General features: G+C 71.3%; 16 protein-coding genes. 8 read left to right on the forward strand and 8 right to left on the reverse strand.

The window, feature by feature from the left end; genetic code table 11:
* Positions 1–166 precede the first annotated feature (166 nt).
* The 3 genes from ACWD68_RS04420 (at position 167) to ACWD68_RS04430 (ending at position 2,838) form a co-directional block, all read left to right on the forward strand.
* Positions 167–1,369: an epoxide hydrolase family protein gene (locus tag ACWD68_RS04420; protein ID WP_451804972.1), complete on the forward strand. Its 1,203-nt coding sequence runs from the start codon at positions 167–169 to the stop codon at positions 1,367–1,369.
* Between the two features lie 211 nt (positions 1,370–1,580).
* On the forward strand, positions 1,581–2,234 hold the full coding sequence (locus ACWD68_RS04425; RefSeq protein ID WP_451804973.1) for an ATP-dependent Clp protease proteolytic subunit: 654 nt from the start codon (positions 1,581–1,583) through the stop codon (positions 2,232–2,234).
* A gap of 1 nt (position 2,235) precedes the next feature.
* Positions 2,236–2,838 (forward strand): ClpP family protease, encoded by a 603-nt coding sequence (locus ACWD68_RS04430; protein ID WP_451804974.1) that lies wholly within the window; start codon positions 2,236–2,238, stop codon positions 2,836–2,838.
* 26 nt (positions 2,839–2,864) lie between these two features.
* Here ACWD68_RS04430 and ACWD68_RS04435 read toward each other — a convergent pair whose 3' ends face one another.
* Positions 2,865–3,353 (reverse strand): helix-turn-helix domain-containing protein, encoded by a 489-nt coding sequence (locus ACWD68_RS04435; protein WP_451804975.1) that lies wholly within the window; start codon positions 3,351–3,353, stop codon positions 2,865–2,867.
* Positions 3,354–3,475: 122 nt separating this feature from the next.
* A complete protein-coding gene (locus tag ACWD68_RS04440; protein ID WP_451804976.1) occupies positions 3,476–4,864 on the reverse strand; it encodes a DUF6777 domain-containing protein in 1,389 nt (462 codons plus the stop codon).
* Positions 4,865–5,025: 161 nt separating this feature from the next.
* Here ACWD68_RS04440 and ACWD68_RS04445 point away from each other — a divergent pair, with 161 nt between their 5' ends.
* On the forward strand, positions 5,026–6,318 hold the full coding sequence (locus tag ACWD68_RS04445) for a streptophobe family protein (protein WP_451804977.1): 1,293 nt from the start codon (positions 5,026–5,028) through the stop codon (positions 6,316–6,318).
* Between the two features lie 46 nt (positions 6,319–6,364).
* Here ACWD68_RS04445 and ACWD68_RS04450 read toward each other — a convergent pair whose 3' ends face one another.
* The 4 genes from ACWD68_RS04450 to ACWD68_RS04465 form a co-directional block, all read right to left on the reverse strand.
* Positions 6,365–7,369 (reverse strand): serine/threonine-protein kinase, encoded by a 1,005-nt coding sequence (locus ACWD68_RS04450; RefSeq protein WP_451804978.1) that lies wholly within the window; start codon positions 7,367–7,369, stop codon positions 6,365–6,367.
* Between the two features lie 34 nt (positions 7,370–7,403).
* Complete coding sequence (locus tag ACWD68_RS04455; RefSeq protein WP_451804979.1) at positions 7,404–8,111, reverse strand: hypothetical protein; 708 nt, start codon at positions 8,109–8,111, stop codon at positions 7,404–7,406.
* 6 nt (positions 8,112–8,117) lie between these two features.
* A complete protein-coding gene (locus ACWD68_RS04460; protein WP_451804980.1) occupies positions 8,118–10,460 on the reverse strand; it encodes an FHA domain-containing protein in 2,343 nt (780 codons plus the stop codon).
* 68 nt (positions 10,461–10,528) lie between these two features.
* On the reverse strand, positions 10,529–10,939 hold the full coding sequence (locus tag ACWD68_RS04465) for a hypothetical protein (protein WP_451804981.1): 411 nt from the start codon (positions 10,937–10,939) through the stop codon (positions 10,529–10,531).
* A gap of 364 nt (positions 10,940–11,303) precedes the next feature.
* On the opposite strand from ACWD68_RS04465, the gene ACWD68_RS04470 reads away from it, so the two are divergent.
* Positions 11,304–11,681 carry a nuclear transport factor 2 family protein gene (locus tag ACWD68_RS04470; RefSeq protein WP_451804982.1) on the forward strand — a complete coding sequence of 126 codons (378 nt, stop codon included), beginning with the start codon at positions 11,304–11,306 and terminating at the stop codon, positions 11,679–11,681.
* Between the two features lie 87 nt (positions 11,682–11,768).
* Entirely contained in the window at positions 11,769–12,056 is a 288-nt protein-coding gene (locus tag ACWD68_RS04475; RefSeq protein ID WP_451804983.1) for a DUF1905 domain-containing protein, read from the forward strand.
* A 165-nt stretch (positions 12,057–12,221) separates the two neighbouring features.
* On the opposite strand, the gene mgrA is transcribed toward ACWD68_RS04475, so the two are convergent.
* Complete coding sequence (gene mgrA / locus ACWD68_RS04480) at positions 12,222–13,214, reverse strand: L-glyceraldehyde 3-phosphate reductase (RefSeq protein ID WP_451804984.1); 993 nt, start codon at positions 13,212–13,214, stop codon at positions 12,222–12,224.
* Between the two features lie 146 nt (positions 13,215–13,360).
* On the opposite strand from mgrA, the gene ACWD68_RS04485 reads away from it, so the two are divergent.
* Entirely contained in the window at positions 13,361–14,254 is an 894-nt protein-coding gene (locus ACWD68_RS04485; protein ID WP_451804985.1) for a LysR family transcriptional regulator, read from the forward strand.
* A 160-nt stretch (positions 14,255–14,414) separates the two neighbouring features.
* Positions 14,415–14,924, forward strand: a complete 510-nt coding sequence (locus ACWD68_RS04490; RefSeq protein ID WP_451804986.1) for a mycothiol transferase — start codon at positions 14,415–14,417, stop codon at positions 14,922–14,924.
* Here the strand turns inward: ACWD68_RS04490 and ACWD68_RS04495 are convergent.
* Positions 14,912–15,976 (reverse strand): adenosine deaminase, encoded by a 1,065-nt coding sequence (locus ACWD68_RS04495; RefSeq protein WP_451804987.1) that lies wholly within the window; start codon positions 15,974–15,976, stop codon positions 14,912–14,914. The genes ACWD68_RS04490 and ACWD68_RS04495 overlap by 13 nt on opposite strands.
* Between the last annotated feature and the right edge of the window lie 52 nt (positions 15,977–16,028).

The following is a 16,028-nucleotide window of genomic DNA, read 5'->3' on the forward strand; positions in this document are numbered from 1 at the left end:
TCCTCGTCCGAAAACTCATCTGCCGCGCGCGCACGATGGCCGCCGCGACGGCCCGGACCCGCCCCTCCACCGGACCCACCGTCCGGTGGCACCGAGTCGGCAGCGCTTCCGGCGCCGGGAAAAGTCCTTGCCGGACGCGCCGCGCGCGGAGTTACCATCCGCGGACATGAACGTGAACCTCAGCGACACCCCCGGCGTCCATCCGTTCCGCATCGACTTCCCGCAGAGCGACCTGGACGACCTGCACCAACGCCTCGACCGCACCCGCTGGCCCGACGAACTGCCCGGAGTGGGCTGGGCCTACGGAGTCCCGAGGGACTACCTCCAGGACCTCGTGCGGTACTGGCGGCACACCTACGACTGGCCCGCGGCGCAGGCACGCCTCAACACCTGGCCGCAGTTCACCACCGAGATCGACGGGGCCCGTCTGCACTTCGCTCACATCCGGTCACCGGAACCCGACGCGACCCCGCTGATCATCACGCACGGCTGGCCCGGTTCGATCGTCGAATTCACCGATGTGGTGGGGCCGTTGACCGATCCGCGCGCGCACGGCGGCGATCCGGCCGACGCCTTCCATCTGGTCGTGCCGAGCATTCCCGGATTCGGGCTCTCGGGGCCGACGCGGGACACCGGTTGGGAGTTCACCCGGGTGGCCGCCGCGTTCGCCGAACTCATGGACCGTCTCGGCTACCGGCACTACGGCGCGCAGGGCGGGGACTGGGGCGGGGCCGTCTCGCGCGAACTGGGGCGGGCCCATCCCGACCGGGTGATCGGCGTCCACCTCAATCTGCTGCCCGGCTCGTCCGCCGTCACCGAGCCGACCCCCGGGGAACTGGCCGCGCTGCCCCCGGTGGAGCGCGAGCGCACCCTCGCCTCCTGGCGGCGGGGCCGGCAGTGGAACCGCGACGAAGCGGGATACGCGGCGATCCAGGCGACCCGGCCGCAGACGCTCGCCTACGCCCTCACCGACTCACCGGTCGGCCAACTCGCCTGGATCGCCGAGAAGTTCCGGCAGTGGACGGACTCGCAGGACCGTCCCGAGGACGCCGTCGACCGGGATCTGCTGCTCACCAACGTGATGCTCTACTGGCTGACCGGCACGGCAGGTTCCTCCGCGCGGATCTACTACGAGCGTGCCCACGCCGCCTATGCGGGCACGCCCCCCGAGCCGTCGGTCGCGCCGACCGCGCTCGCCGTCTTTCCCGAGGAGAACTTCGTCGCGCTGCGCCATGTCGCGGAGCGCACCGACAGCATCGTCCGCTGGACCGAATTCGACCGGGGCGGCCACTTCGCCGCGATGGAGGAACCGGACCTGCTGGTCGCGGACGTCCGGGCGTTCTTCCGCGAACTCCGCGAGACCGCCTGAGGAGAGCGCCGGAACTTCTACCGTTCCCCGCGCCGCCGCCGTCGTAGAAGTCGTCGGAGGAGTCGTCGGAGAATTCCGGTACAGGGCCACCGGGCTTTCGGGCTCTGCCCACAGCGAATCTGCTGCCGGCCGAGAAGGCCGTACCGGCACCACCGGCGGACCGAGAGTGGAGTCAGCGGCGACGCCCGCCGCGTCACGACCAGGAGGATCCATGACTCCCCTCATCACCGGCCGGTATCCGGCCCACGCGCCGCGGGCCGAGGAGGGCAACACCCCCACGACCCGCTTCGACGACCATCTGGCCGCGCAGTTGCTCGCCCAGCGGATCGTCTTCCTCGGCACCCAGGTCGACGAGGTCTCCGCGAACCGGGTCTGCGCCCAGCTTCTCCTGCTGTCCGCCGAGGACGCGCGCACCGACATCGGCCTGTACATCAACAGTCCGGGCGGATCGGTGACGGCGGGCCTCGCCATCTACGACACCATGCGGCTGATCCCCAACGACGTCTCCACGCTCGTGATGGGATTCGCGGCGAGCATGGGGCAGTTCCTGCTCAGCGTGGGGACCCGCGGCAAACGCTTCGCGCTGCCGAACGCGCGGATCATGATGCACCAGCCCTCCGCGGGCATCGGCGGCACCACCGCCGACATCGAGATCCAGGCGCAGAACCTCGAGTTCACCAAGCGGGCCATCGAACGGATCACCGCGGAACACACCGGCCAGAGCGAGGAGACGATCTCCAGGGACGGCGACCGCGACCGCTGGTTCACGGCCGAACAGGCCCAGGAGTACGGCATGGTGGACCGGGTCGTGGAGTCGCTCGACGACGTCCGCCCGGCCGCGTCACGGCGACGGATGGGACTCTGACATGGGTACGTACACGATTCCGAACGTCGTCGAGCGGACCCCGCAGGGCGAACGGTCGTACGACGTCTTCAGCCGGCTGCTCTCCGAGCGGATCATCTTCCTCGGCACGGAGATCGACGACGGCGTCGCCAACGTCGTCATCGCGCAACTCCTCCATCTGGAGTCGTCGAGTCCGGAGAGCGAGATCGCGATCTACATCAACTCGCCCGGCGGCTCCTTCACTTCACTGATGGCGATCTACGACACGATGACCTTCGTGCAGGCGCCGATCTCGACGTTCTGCGTAGGGCAGGCCGCCACCACGGCCGCGGTGCTGCTGGCCGGAGGTGATCCGGGACGGCGGTTCGTCCTGGAGCACGCCCGCGTCCTGCTCGGCCAGCCGGCGAGCGGCGGGCGTCAGGGCACGGTCTCGGACCTCAGCCTGCAGGCCAAGGAGATGCTCCGCATCCGCTCGCAGGTCGAGGAGGTCCTCGCCCGGCACACTCATCACGACATCGCCACCCTGCGCGCGGACATGGACCGCGACAAGATCTTCACCGCGCGGGAGGCCGTGGCGTACGGGCTCGCGGACGAGGTCCTGAGCCGCCGTCTCGCCCTGCCCTGACCCGTTCCGTCGCCGGCCGGCCGAGGTCAGGCGGCGAGGCACATGCCGTCGTACCGCGAGGTCGAGGCGGAGCGGCCCCGGCCGGACCCGGCCCGGGTGTGCCGGGCCGGCTCGCGCCGGGTCAGCTCGTGCTGGACCAGCGACAGCAGCTCGGTGAGGCCGAGGCCGAGGGCGCGAGCGGCGGCCGCGAGGACTTCGGAGGAGGCCTCCTTGCGGCCGCGCTCCACCTCGGAGAGGTAGGGCATGGAGATACGGGCCTCGTCGGCCACGTCCTTGAGCGTCCGCTCCTGGGCCAGGCGCTCGCGGCGCAGGACGTCACCGACGAGGTCGCGCCACAACGGCTCCCTGCCCGTGGGCCCGGCAGCCGCCGGCCCCCGGCCCGGCGAGAGGACCGGCCGGGGCCGCTGCGGCACCCGTGCCGGGGCGTCAGCCGCCGCGGGGGTCCGGGAGGGCGCCGGTGCCGCCACCGGGCGCAGGGGAATGACGCGGGCTTCGTTCGGCACGTGGTTGCTCACCCCTTCAGCCTAGAAGCGCCGGGCCGTACGGGAAGGGACCGGCATTGCGCTCTCGGTGAATCCGGCGGAACACCACCCGGCGGGACGGGATCTGCCGCCGCGTCCGGCGTCGAGACGGCTCCTCAGAGCTCGGGGGATGTCGCCGCGTACCGCGGCGCGCCGTTGGCCGACCTGGGAGAGGAGACGGCGGAGGACGCCGCCGACGACTGTGTCGTCAGACCGTCGGACGCCGAACCGGACGCCGAGCCGGACGACGGGGCCGACTCCGTCACGGTCGACGGAGGCGCGCTGGACGGGCTCTCCGGCTTCACGGAGGACGGCGAGGAAGAGGGCGAGGAAGGGGACGAGGAAGAGGAGGAGGAAGAGGAGGAGGACGACGACGGCGACGAGCTGTCGGACGACGGTGAACTCGGCGGGCACGCGCTTCCGGGTGCCGACGGCTTACCACCGGGCGAGGAGGCGCACGGCGACGGGGACTTCGAGACACTCACCGACGGTGAGGGGTTCACCGGGGGGTGCGTCTTCTTGTCCTGGTGCGTGTCGTCGCCCCTGTGCCGGGCGATCCACTCGTCCTTGTCCGGGTCGTAGATGACGAACACGTCGATGATCGTCGTCGAGGGCGCGACTACCACGACGTTCTGCGAGCGGTACGACGGCCATGAGTCGCCGGTCGGCTTGGGGGTGCCCTTCTGCGGGACCGGCGTGAGCAACGGGTTGCCGCACGCGCAGCGCACTCGGGGCACACCACGGGCGTCGACGAGGACGGCGGTGCCGGCCTGGAGGACCGCCTGGTAGCTCGTGGCGGCGCCGTTGCGGTAGCCGTGGTTGGTGACACGGGTGTCCATGCGCAGCTGTACGGGGGTCAGGGAGCGCAGGTACGCGGGGACCGCGTCCGGCTGGATGCCCTCCACCGAGGCGAACGCCTTGTTCTTCGCCGGGTCCGCCTGGAGCGCGCTGATCTGCTTCTCCACATCGCAGCTGGCGACGTTGCGGGTGCCGCCGTAGAGGCCGGGCGCGGAGCCGCTCACCGCCCGGGTCGCGTTGGCGGGAGCCGACGCGGCCGGCGTCGAGGGGGTCTGGGGCTCTGTGGAACTGTCGTTGGCGGTCGACTCGGTGAACGGATCGGGCCCCGTCTTGCTCGCGGACTGCAGGAACACCTCGCTGCCGGTGTTCTTGCTGCCGCCGTTGCCGGTGGTGAAGACCAGGCCCAGGATCACGGCCGCCGCGACGACACCGGTGATCAGCGCGACCCGTGGCGCCGACCGCCACCAGGGGCGCTCGGGTCCGCCGCCCGCTCCTCCGGGCCCGCCCGCTCCACCGCCGGGTCCGGAGGGGCCATCCCCACCGGCTCCCGTACCACCGGCTCCGCTTCCCGCGCCGGACGCGCCGCTGGGCGGCGGTCCGGCGGGCGGGCGTCCGATGGGCTGGGTCGGGCTCGGCTGCGACGGGCCCGACAGCGGGCCCGAAGGCGGTCCGGTGGGGCGGCCGGAGGACGGCGGTTCGACACTCACGAGTCTTCTTCCCGACGGAGGGATGTCGCGGCGCTCAGATGCTTTGCGCCGTTTTCTTCCACAACGCACCCATTGTGTGCTCCGATCCGGCAATGCCCGCAAGCCGACGCGGTCGGCCCTCCCGAGGGGCGGAGCGAGTCGGCCCTGCTTAGCGTGGCAGCGTGAGTCCCCAGACACCGTCCGAACAGCCGGCCCACCGCAGCGGTGCGCGTCCGGCCGCCCGTCACGGCTGGGTCCAGGCCCTCGTGACCGTTCTGGCCGGGTTGGTCCTCATGGGGGTGGTCGCCGCCCTCGGGCTGTGGGCGTCCGGCGCCACCGATCTCCCCGACAACGCCTATCCGCGGGTGGTCGCGGCCACCGTCGTGACGGCGGTCGGCGGCACGATCGAGTTCACCGGCGACGCGGGAGCGATCGCCGAGACCAAGGCGGGTCTGACGGTGATTCCGCTGTCGGTGACCCTGGCCGGTGCGCTGGTGCTGGGCGCGGGATTCCTGCGGCCACTGCGGCACCGGGCCGTCGCCGGCGCACCGGAACTGGCCGGGTGGGCTGGCCGGATCGCCGTCCTGTGGCTGCTCGCCCTGATCGGGCCGGTCGTCGCGGCCCGCCAGAACTTCACCGTCGACCTCGGGGACGGCACCATCGGCGCCATCGGCGACCTGTTCGGCGCAACGCCCGAGGTGGGTTTCAAGGCCGACGTGGCACAGACGCTGGTGTTCGGAGTGCTGTGGCTCCTCGGCGTGATCGTGATCGCCCTGCTCGTCTCGCGGGGCGCGCCGCTCCCCGCCCGACTGCTGCGCTTCCAGCAGTCGGTGCGACCGGCCGCGTACGCCATGGTGGTCCTCCTGCTCACGTGCGTCGGCCTCGGTGTGGTCATCGGGCTGGTGGTGGCCGCGACCCGCGGGCATGTGTCCGAGACCTTCGCCGTGATGCTCCTCGGTCTGCCCAACCTCGTCTGGCTCGCGTTCACGGTCGGTCTGGGCGCCACCTGGAACGGACGGGTGGACGGGCCGTTCGGGCTGCCGATGCCGCGTGTGCTCGACGAGGTGCTGCGCACCCCGGACGTCTCCGCGGTCAATCTCCGCACCCTCGGCGACTACGACGGCAGGATCTGGTGGCTGCCGGCCGTCGACGCCGTCCTGCTCCTCGGGGCGGCGTTCCTGATGGCTGCCCGTTCACCGGCCCGGACGCGCGCCTGGCAGCATGCCCTCCACATGGCGGTCGCGCTCGCCCTGACGGTGCTCATGATCTGTCTTCTCGGCCGGATCTCGGCGCACTACGGTCTGTCGATCCTCGGTCTCGGTGACGTCGGAGGCGGCCTGAACGGGGAACTCTTCCTGAAACCCCAGGTGTGGGGCGCTCTCGGCTTGGCCGTGCTGTGGGGGCTCGTCACCGGCTTCCTCGGCGCGCTCCTGGCCAAGGGCGTCCGCCGCAGGGGTGAGATCGAGTCCCGCTGATCCCGGCCGCGGCAGGCATGCCTTCGGCGGACGCGACGGGGGCTCCTCAGCGTCTGAACACCGGCCGGGCCCATCCCGGCGGCTCCGGCGGCGGCCCGGGCCGTCCCGGTGCCGGGGCGGCCCCCACGTCCGTCCGCGACCCGCTGCCGCCTCCGGTCAGCGGACCCCGTGCGGCGATCCGCAGCGCGCTCACGAAGGCCAGGCACGAGTCGTACCGGTCGTCGGGGCTCTTGGCCAGCGCCTTCGCGAGGACGGCGTCGACCGCGTCCGGGATGTCGGGGCGCTTCGTGGTCAGGGCCGGCGGCTGGTCGTACTGGTGGGCCCACAGCAGCGCCATGTCGTCGTCGCGCTGGAAGGGCGGCTTGCCCGCCATCGTCTCGTAGACGACGCAGCCGAGGCTGTAGACGTCGCAGCGGCCGTCGACCGGCTTGCCGGAGATCTGCTCCGGCGCCACGTAGTCGAGGGTGCCCACGAACTGTCCGACGCTGGTGAAACCGGTCAGTGACAGGGATTTCTTGGTCAGCCCGAAGTCCGTGAGATAGACGTGTTCGGGGTGGTCGCTGTCGGTGCCCTGGGCGACCAGGATGTTGCCGGGTTTCACGTCCCGGTGCACCAGGCCGTGGTCATGGGCCGCGTCGAGGGCGGAGGCGACCTGAAGGGCGATCCGGGCGGCCACCGCGACGGGCAGCGGACCCTCGCGGTCGAGCAGATGACGCAGATCGCGCCCGGCGACGTAGCGCATGGCGATGTACAGGACGCCGTCCGTCTCGCCCGCCTCGAAGACCGGCACGATGTGCGGGTGGTCGATCGCCGCGGCCACCCGCGACTCGTGGGTGAAGCGGCCGCGGAAGGTGTCGTTGCGGGCGAGTTCCGGGGCGAGCAGCTTGAGGGCGACGGTGCGGTCCAGGCGCAGGTCCTTGGCCTGGTACACGACGGCCATCCCGCCGCGGCCGATCTCCCGCTCGATCCGGTAGCCCGCGATCTGCCGTCCGATCAGATCGGAGGGCCGCCCGGAGAACAGGCTGGTGTCGCGCCGGGACTCGTCCTTCATCAGCCGTCACCCCGGTCGTGCCCGGCGCCGTCCATCAGTCCTCGCCCCGCTCGTCGCCGTCGAAGGTGACCAGGCGGGTGGGTTCGTGTCCGCCGGGAGCCGCTTCCTTCACGACCCTCGTAGGGTCCTGCTCGTGCTCGTGCACCTTCCTCGGCTCCTGCTCCCGGTCCGGGCCCTGCGGCGGGCCCTGGTCCCGGCGCTGGGGCGGGCCTTGGTCCTGCGGCTGCGGCTGCGGCTGCCCGACCTTGTGCGGTCGCGCGGGCGTGCGCTCGGCCGCGAAGGTGCTCAGCCGCGTCCCGTCGCAGTACACCCACCTCTCGTGCTCGGCGTCGTACATCCACAGCGACTCGCCGTCGACGACCACCCCGATCCGGCGGCCCTCCGTCCGGGCGCCGAAAGCCTCCCCGTCGAGCTGCCCGGACGCCAGTTCCTCGGCCGCCTTCCGGTACGCGACGAGGGCCTCCTCGACACGGGCCAGCAGCGGGCGCGGATCAGCCGTGCGGGCGAGCGGACTGCTCGCCGCGGGCGGTCCCTGCGGTACGGCGATCAGCAGCCGGCCGTCGACCCAGGCCGACCAGCCGTTCGCGCAGAGCACCCGCCCCCAGTCCCCGAGCCGGTCGACAAGCTCGACGGGCAGCAGGGCGTCGAGGGGAACGGTGGGCCGCGACGAGTCCGGCGTCTCCCAGGCGGGCAGCCCGTCCTGCGGAACGACATGGGTGGGGCGGAAGCCGGGGCTCGTCATCGGCGCCTACTTCCGCATGACCGCGGGCTCGTGCCGACGCAGCAGCCGCGCGACCAGCCAGCCGAAGACGACGGAGAGCACGATCAGCATGCCCATGTTGAGCAGCCAGACGCCGGTCGAGTGCCGGAACAGCGGGTCGCCGGTCAGTTCGCCGGGGACGATCCGGGCGAGGCCGACGGTCCCGGCCATCGCGCCCAGGGCCCAGCGGGAGGGCACCAGCCAGGACAACTGCTCGACGCCGGGGACGCCGTGCAGCTTCAGCAGGGCGCCGCAGAACACCACCTGGACGATGGCCAGCAGCACCAGCAGCGGCATCGTCACCTCCTCCTTGCGCACCACGGCGGAGACGAGGAGGCCGAGCATCATGGCGGTGAAGGCGAGCAGGGCCACCGCCAACGTGATCTCCACGAGCGGCGGCATCAGGACCCCTTCGCCGCCGGGTGCGTTGAGGTCGACGCCGAGCAGGGCGACGAGGGTGAGCACGACGGCCTGGAGCACCGTGATGGCGCCGAGGACGACGACCTTGGACATCAGGTACGCCGATCTGGACAGACCGACGGCCCGTTCTCGCTGGTAGATCGTCCGTTCCTTGACCAGTTCCCGCACGGCGTTGGCCGCGCCGGTCAGGACACCGCCGACACACAGGATGAGCAGCGCGTTCATCGCCGTCTCCTGGGTCAGCCTGCTGCCGGCCAGCGCCCGTGCCATCACGCCCATGACGAACGGCAGGGCGATCATGATGGCGAGGAAGGTCCGGTCGGCGCTGAGCGCGGCGGCGTAGCGGCGGACCAGGGTGCGCAGCTGGGATCCCCAGCTCTGGGCCTTGGGCGGCGGTCCGACGAGTCTTCCGGTGCCGTCGTCCGCCACTCGCGGCTGTGAGCTGGAGTTGGCGATGTACTGGCGGTGGAACGGCGAGTCCTGGTACTCCGTCGCCCAGTCCCGGTCCGTGTCGCGCTCGAAGGCCTCGAACGCCTCGGGCCACTGCCGGTAGCCGAAGAAGGCGAGGGTGTCGTCGGGCGGCCCGTAGTAGGCGACCTTGCCGCCCGGCGCGAGGACCAGGAGCCGGTCGCAGACGTCCAGGCTGAGCACGCTGTGGGTGACCACGATGACGGTCCGGCCGTCGTCGGCGAGGCCGCGCAGCATGTGCATCACGGAGCGGTCCATACCCGGGTCGAGTCCGGAGGTCGGTTCGTCGAGGAAGAGCAGGGACGGCTTGGTCAGCAGCTCGAGGGCCACGCTGACGCGCTTGCGCTGTCCGCCGGACAGGCTGTGGATGGGCTGGTCCGCGCGCTGCTCCAGGCCCAGCTCGCCGATCACCTCGTCGACCCGCGCCTTGCGTTCCGCCTTGGCCGTGTCCTGCGGAAAGCGCAGTTCCGCGGCGTAGGTGAGCGCGCGGCGTACGGTCAGCTGGGCGTGCAGGATGTCGTCCTGCGGGACGAGTCCGATGCGCTGGCGCAGCTCGGCGTAGTCGCGGTAGAGATCGCGGCCGTCGTAGAGAACCGTGCCGTGGTCGGCGGGCCGCTGTCCGGTGAGCGCGTTCAGGAGCGTGGACTTTCCGGCACCGCTCGGTCCGACGACGGCGAGCAGACATTTCTCGCCGACGGGAAAGGACACCTGGTCCAGGAGCGTCTTGCGGCCCCGGTCCACCTCGACGACGAGGTCCTGGACATCGAGGGACACCTCGCCGCTGTCGACGTACTCCTGCAACTGGTCGCCGACGAGGGAGAACGCGGAGTGTCCGATGCCGACGATGTCACCGGGTGTGACCAGGGCACGGTCGACCGGCTGACCGTTGAGGAACGTGCCGTTGTGGCTGCCGAGGTCGACGATCTCGTACGTCCCGTCGGGCCGGGCCAGCAGTTCGGCGTGGTGCCGGGAGACGATCAGGTCGTCGATGACCAGGTCGTTGTCGCCGCCGCGGCCGATACGGACCGTCCGGGAGGGCAGCGGCCGTACGGTGGTCGGCTGTCTGAAGGTGCCGGTGGCTGCCGGCATGGAGACGGCCGAGGGGCGCTCCGCGGCAGGTGGCGGGCGGTGCACGAGGACGGCACGCGGGCCGTCGGCGGGACTGCCGAAGCGGATGACGCTGCCGGGTCCGACGCCCCACTCGTGGACGCGCCGGCCGTCGGCGTAGGTGCCGTTCGTGCTGTTCTCGTCCTCCAGCGTCCAGTGATCGGCCTCGGGCCGCAGCACGGCGTGGTGCCAGGAGACCCGGACGTCGTCGATCACTACATCGCACAGCGGATCGCGTCCGACGTGGTAGTCGTGGTTCGGACTCATCACCGTCGAGCCCGTCTCGGTTTCGAGGACGAGCTCGGGTGCAGTCGCCGCGATCTGCCTCTCTGCCATGCCAGAATTCTAGCTATTCGCCCACATGTGCGCCTGATCAGCACCACGCGGCCGGGCCCCGCGAACGGTCAGGCGGCGGAGATGCCCAGCACCGCGGCGGTGCGGTGCATGCGCACCGCGTCCACCGATTCCGCGAGCAGCTCGTACTCGGTGGTGTCGTCGTTGGTGGAGACGCGGACGAGTTTTCCGGCGGCCAATTCGTCTGCCACCAGCTCCTGTTGCACCGAGTCACCGCACCAGGCGCGCAGCATCGTCGGAACGTCGGGGACGCTCTCCCCCACCGGCGCGATCGAGTTCGGCGGAAAGGTGGGATCCTCCGGCTGCGGATCGAGCCGTTCGGCCATCCAGATCGCCCGGTCCCGCATCCACCACAGGGCCAGTGCGAGGGTCGGCGCGCGATAGGTGCCCAGGGGTACGCCGACTCGCTGACCGCCGCATATGCCGTACGCGGTGACATGGCACAGGAATTCGTCGTGCACGATCTTCCCCCAGTGGCGTCGCTCGTCGCCGGTCCGGCCTCTCTTTCCCTGCGGCTCATGTGCAGTGCACCGTGCTGGTGCCCGGGCGTGGCTGAATTGCCCTAGTGATTGAGTATCGTCACTACTGACACACTGTCACCATGTGATTCCAGCCAGTCTCTTGGCATATTCACCGCAGGCTTTGGCCGAAACGGCACCGCCGGCGAACCGGGCCTCCGGGCCCCGGTCCAGGGCATTACCCGCGGGGTAATCGACGCTCCGCGCGGTGCCCGGCAGGGTGGTCGTATCGCATCCCGGAGCGGCACACCGGCCCGGCATGCGGACCCCGACCATGGATACGTCCCTCGATGGAGGCTGGTTCACCATGTCCGCGAACACCGACCGCTACGAGACCGCCGTCACCCGCTACTTCGAGGCCTGGAACGCGGGCGGGCGGGACACGCTGACGAAGGCGGTGGCCGCCGCCTGGACCCCGGACGGCAGGTACACCGACCCGCTCGCCGATGTCCGCGGGCACGAGCAGATCGCCGCCGTGATCACGGCCGCGCACGAGCAGTTCCCGGGCTTCGCCTTCCGTCTGCGGGGCGCTGTCGACGGGCACCACGACACGGCCCGCTTCGGCTGGGAGCTGGTCGCCGGGGCGGACGGCTCGGCGCCCGTCGCCGGATTCGACGTGATCGTCCTGGACGGCGAGGGCCGCATCCGGAGCGTGCACGGGTTCCTGGACCGCGTTCCGGCCTGAGCCGGGGCGGCGTCCGGCCTCCCGCGATGAGTTCTCCCGCTCCCGGTGGTCTCTTGAAGAGGACGACCACGGGACCGGGAGGACCTCATGAGCACGGCGAGCAAGGTCGACGCGGAATTCACGGCGGTGCTCCGGAAGAGCCCCGAGCACGGCGGCTGGACCTATGTGGTCTGGCCGGAGTCCGTCGCGTTCTTCGGAACCCGGGGGCTGGTCAAGGTCAGCGGCACGATCGACGGACGGCCCTTCCGCAGTTCGTTCATGGCACTCGGCGACGGCACCCACAAGCTGCCGGTCAAGGCCGACGTGCGCAAGGCCATCGGGAAGGAGGAGGGCGACACGGTGACCGTACGCCTGGAGGAGCGGCTCTCCGCGTAGCGGCGTGCACGGCGGTGTCCAAGCCGGTGGCGACACACGTGGCCGCGCGGAAGGCCGCCGCCCGCGGGGCCCGGAGGCGGGTCCTCACCAGGCCCCACGGAAGCGGGCGACCGCCTCCGTAGGGCCTCGGTGCAGGTCTGAACGGCCTGCTGGCCGCCGCGGGCCCTACGCCTTGACCACCGCGTCGATCCGGGCGAGCTCGTCCGCGGTGAACTCCAGGTTGCCGATGGCCGCGACGCTGTCCTCCAGCTGACGCGGGCTGCTCGCGCCGATCAGGGCGGAGGTGACCCGGCCGCCGCGCAGCACCCAGGCGAGCGCCAGCTGGGCCAGCGACTGGCCACGGGACTTGGCGATCTCGTCGAGGGTCCGCAGGCGGCCCACGAGGTCCTCGGTGACCGTGTCCGCGCTCAGGAACGGGCTGTCGCTCGCGGCCCGCGAGTCCTCCGGGATGCCGTCGAGGTAGCGGCCGGTGAGCAGTCCCTGCTCCAGCGGCGAGTACGCGATGGAACCCACCTGGAGCTCGTCGAGCGTGTCCAGCAGGCCCTCGTCCTCCGGACGGCGGTCGAGCATCGAGTAGCGCGGCTGGTGAATGAGCAGCGGGGTGCCCAGCTCGGCCAGGATGCGGGCGGCTTCGCGGGTCTGCTCCGCCGAGTAGTTTGAGACGCCGACGTACAGCGCCTTGCCCTGCTGGACCGCCGAGTGCAGGGCGCCCATCGTCTCCTCGAGGGGAGTCTCCGGGTCGGGGCGGTGCGAGTAGAAGATGTCGACGTAGTCGAGGCCCAAACGGCCCAGGCTCTGGTCGAGCGAGGACAGCAGGTACTTGCGCGAGCCCCATTCGCCGTACGGGCCCGGCCACATCAGGTATCCGGCCTTGGTGGAGACGATCAGCTCGTCGCGGTGGTGCGCGAAGTCGGCCCTCAGCGCGTCGCCGAGGGCGGACTCGGCGGCGCCGGGCGGCGGGCCGTAGTTGTTCGCCAGGTCGAAGTGGGTGACGCCGAGGTCGAAGGCGCGGCGCAGGATCGCGCGCTGGATGTCCACGGGCCGGTCGGGGCCGAAGTTGTGCCACAGGCCGAGCGACAGCGCGGGGAGCTTCAGGCCGCTGCGTCCGGTGCGCCGGTAGGGCATGTCCGCGTAACGGTCGGGGTGTGCGGTGTACAACGCGTGCTCCTGGGAGGCCGGGGAATCAGGTCTCCACTCTCGCGCCCCCGAGGGCGGTGGTCCAACGGGAGGATCGGATGGGATTGAGCGAGCCGGCTTCTCAATCGGTACGGGCCCCCACCGCTCGGCGCTTAGGCTTGTGCCTCATGGAACTGCGCCATCTTCAGCATTTCGTCGCCGTCGCCGAGGACCGGCATTTCACCCGGGCGGCGGAGCGGCTGATGGTGTCGCAGTCGGGCCTGTCGTCGTCGATCCGCGCGCTGGAGCGGGAGCTCCAGGCGCCGCTGTTCGTCCGTACGACCCGCCGGGTCACCCTCACGGAGGCCGGTCGCGCTCTGCTCGTCGAGGCGGAGCGGATCCTCGCCCAGGTGCGCTCGGCGCACGACGCCGTGGCAGCCGTACAGGGCGTGCTGCGCGGCACTCTTTCCCTCGGCACCGAACAGTGCATCGCGGGCGTGCACTGCGCCAAGCTGCTCGCCGCTTTCCGGCGGCGTCATCCGGACGTCGAGATCCGGCTGCGGCAGGCGGGCTCCGAGGCGCTGGCGGAGGAGGTCGCGGCGGGCCGTCTCGACCTGGCCTTCGCCGTACGGACGCGGTCCGACTCCGAGCAGTTGCGGTCGGTCCCGCTGACGAGTGAACCGATGACCGTGCTGTGTCACCCGGAGCACCATCTCGCGACCGCCGCCGTGGTGACGCCCGAGGAGCTGGGCGGGGAGGCCTTCGTCGACTTCCACCCCGACTGGGGTCCGCGGCGCACCACCGACGCGGCGTTCGCGGCGGCGGGCGTGCAGCGGACGGTGACCCTGGAGGTCAACGACGTCCACAGTCTTCTGGAACTCGTCCACGAAGGCCTCGGAATCGCCGTCGTACCACGCCACTTCGGTCTCAAGCGCGAGGCCCGCGACCTCACCTCGCTCCCCTTCAAGGGCGTCTCGGAAGGGTCTTACGAGACGGTCGCCATGCTCCCGCCGCCGGAGGCCACGAGCCCGGCCGCGCGGGCCCTGATGCTGCTTCTCGACACCTCGCGGGAAGGCGTCTGACACCACCCCGCGGGTCCACGGGGCCCACCCGGCACCGGCGCGGTACCACCCGCGCACCCGCGCGGGACCGCCCGGCTCCCCGGGCTGCCGCGTGACACGGCGGCGGGCCCGACGCGGGGTTCCGGACGCAGGGACGGGCCCGATGCGCGATGGTGGATCCATGCTTGCGAAGGACATCCTCATCGACGCGTTCGGCCGTATTCGCGAAGAAGTCCATGCCGCTGTCGACGGCCTCCCGCCGGACGACCTCAACGCCCGTCCCAGCGAGACCGCCAACTCGATCTCATGGCTGGTCTGGCATCTCACCCGCATCCAGGACGACCATGTCGCCGGCGCCGCCGGGACCGAGCAGGTCTGGCTCACCGAGGACTGGGCGAAGCGCTACGGGCTGGACCTGCCGCGGCGCGACACCGGGTACGGCCACACGTCCCCGAAGGTCGCCCGGGTACGGGTGGAGTCGGGTGACCTGCTGATCGCCTACTACGACGCCGTTCACGAGCGGACCCTCGCGTACATCGGCGGACTGACCGCCCAGGACCTCGAGCGCGTCGTGGACGAGCGCTGGGACCCGCCGGTCACCCTGGGCGTACGCCTGGTCAGCGTCCTGTCCGACGATCTCCAGCACGTCGGACAGGCCGCCTACGTACGCGGACTGCTTCAGCCGGCGTAGCCCGGAAGCACGACGTCCTCGATGAGGGCCTTGCGCTCGTCGAAGGGGAGGAACGCGCTCTTGACCGCGTTCACCGTGACGGTGCGCAGGTCCTCGATGCCCCAGCCCGCCTCCTCGACGAGCAGCGACATCTCCCGGGTCATCGTCGTACCCGACACCAGGCGGTTGTCGGTGTTGAGCGTGACGCGGAAGCCCAGGTCGCGCAGGTTGGTGATGGGGTGCTCGGCGATGGAGGTCGCCGCGCCGGTCTGGAGGTTGGAGGTCGGGCACATCTCCAGGGCGATGCGGCGGTCGCGCACCCAGCCGGCGAGGCGGCCGAGCTTGCCGTCCACGATGTCCTCGGTGATACGGACGCCATGGCCGATGCGCTGGGCGCCGCAGACCTGGAGGGCCTGGTGGATGCTGGGCAGACCGTGGGCCTCACCGGCATGGATGGTGAACGGGACGCTCTCGCGGCGCAGGTGCTCGAAGGCGGCCAGGTGGTCGGCGGGCGGGAAGCCGTCCTCGGCGCCCGCGATGTCGAAGCCGACGACTCCGCCGTCCCGGAACGCCACCGCGAGGTCGGCGATCTCCCGGGTCCGGTCGAACATCCGCATGCCGCACAGCAGGGTGCCGACGCGCACCGGGGTGCCCGCCGCGGCCGCCTTGGCCATGCCCGCCGCCAGGCCCTCCTGCACGGTCTCGACGACCTCGGGCAGGGTCAGCCCGCCGTTCACCATCAGCTCGGGCGCGTACCGCACCTCGCCGTAGACGACACCGTCCTCGGCGAGGTCGAGGACGTACTCCTCGGCCGTGCGCAGCAGACCCTCGCGGGACTGCATCACGGCGAGGGTGTGCTCGAAGGTGGCTATGTAGCGCACCAGATCACCGGAGTTGGCGGCTTCGTAGTACCAGTCGGCCAGTGCCTGCGGGTCCGTGGTGGGCAGGGTGTGGCCGACCGACTCCGCGAGCTCGACCAGGGTGGCCGGGCGCAGACCGCCGTCGAGGTGGTCGTGCAGGACCGCCTTGGGCAGGCGGCGGATCGTGTCGATGTCGATGCGGGGCGCGGTCATGTGCGGAGTTCCTCGGCAGGTCGTTCGGGTAGGGAGGGTGGGAGGAGCCAGG

It is taken from the genome of Streptomyces sp. NPDC005141, assembly GCF_053599975.1.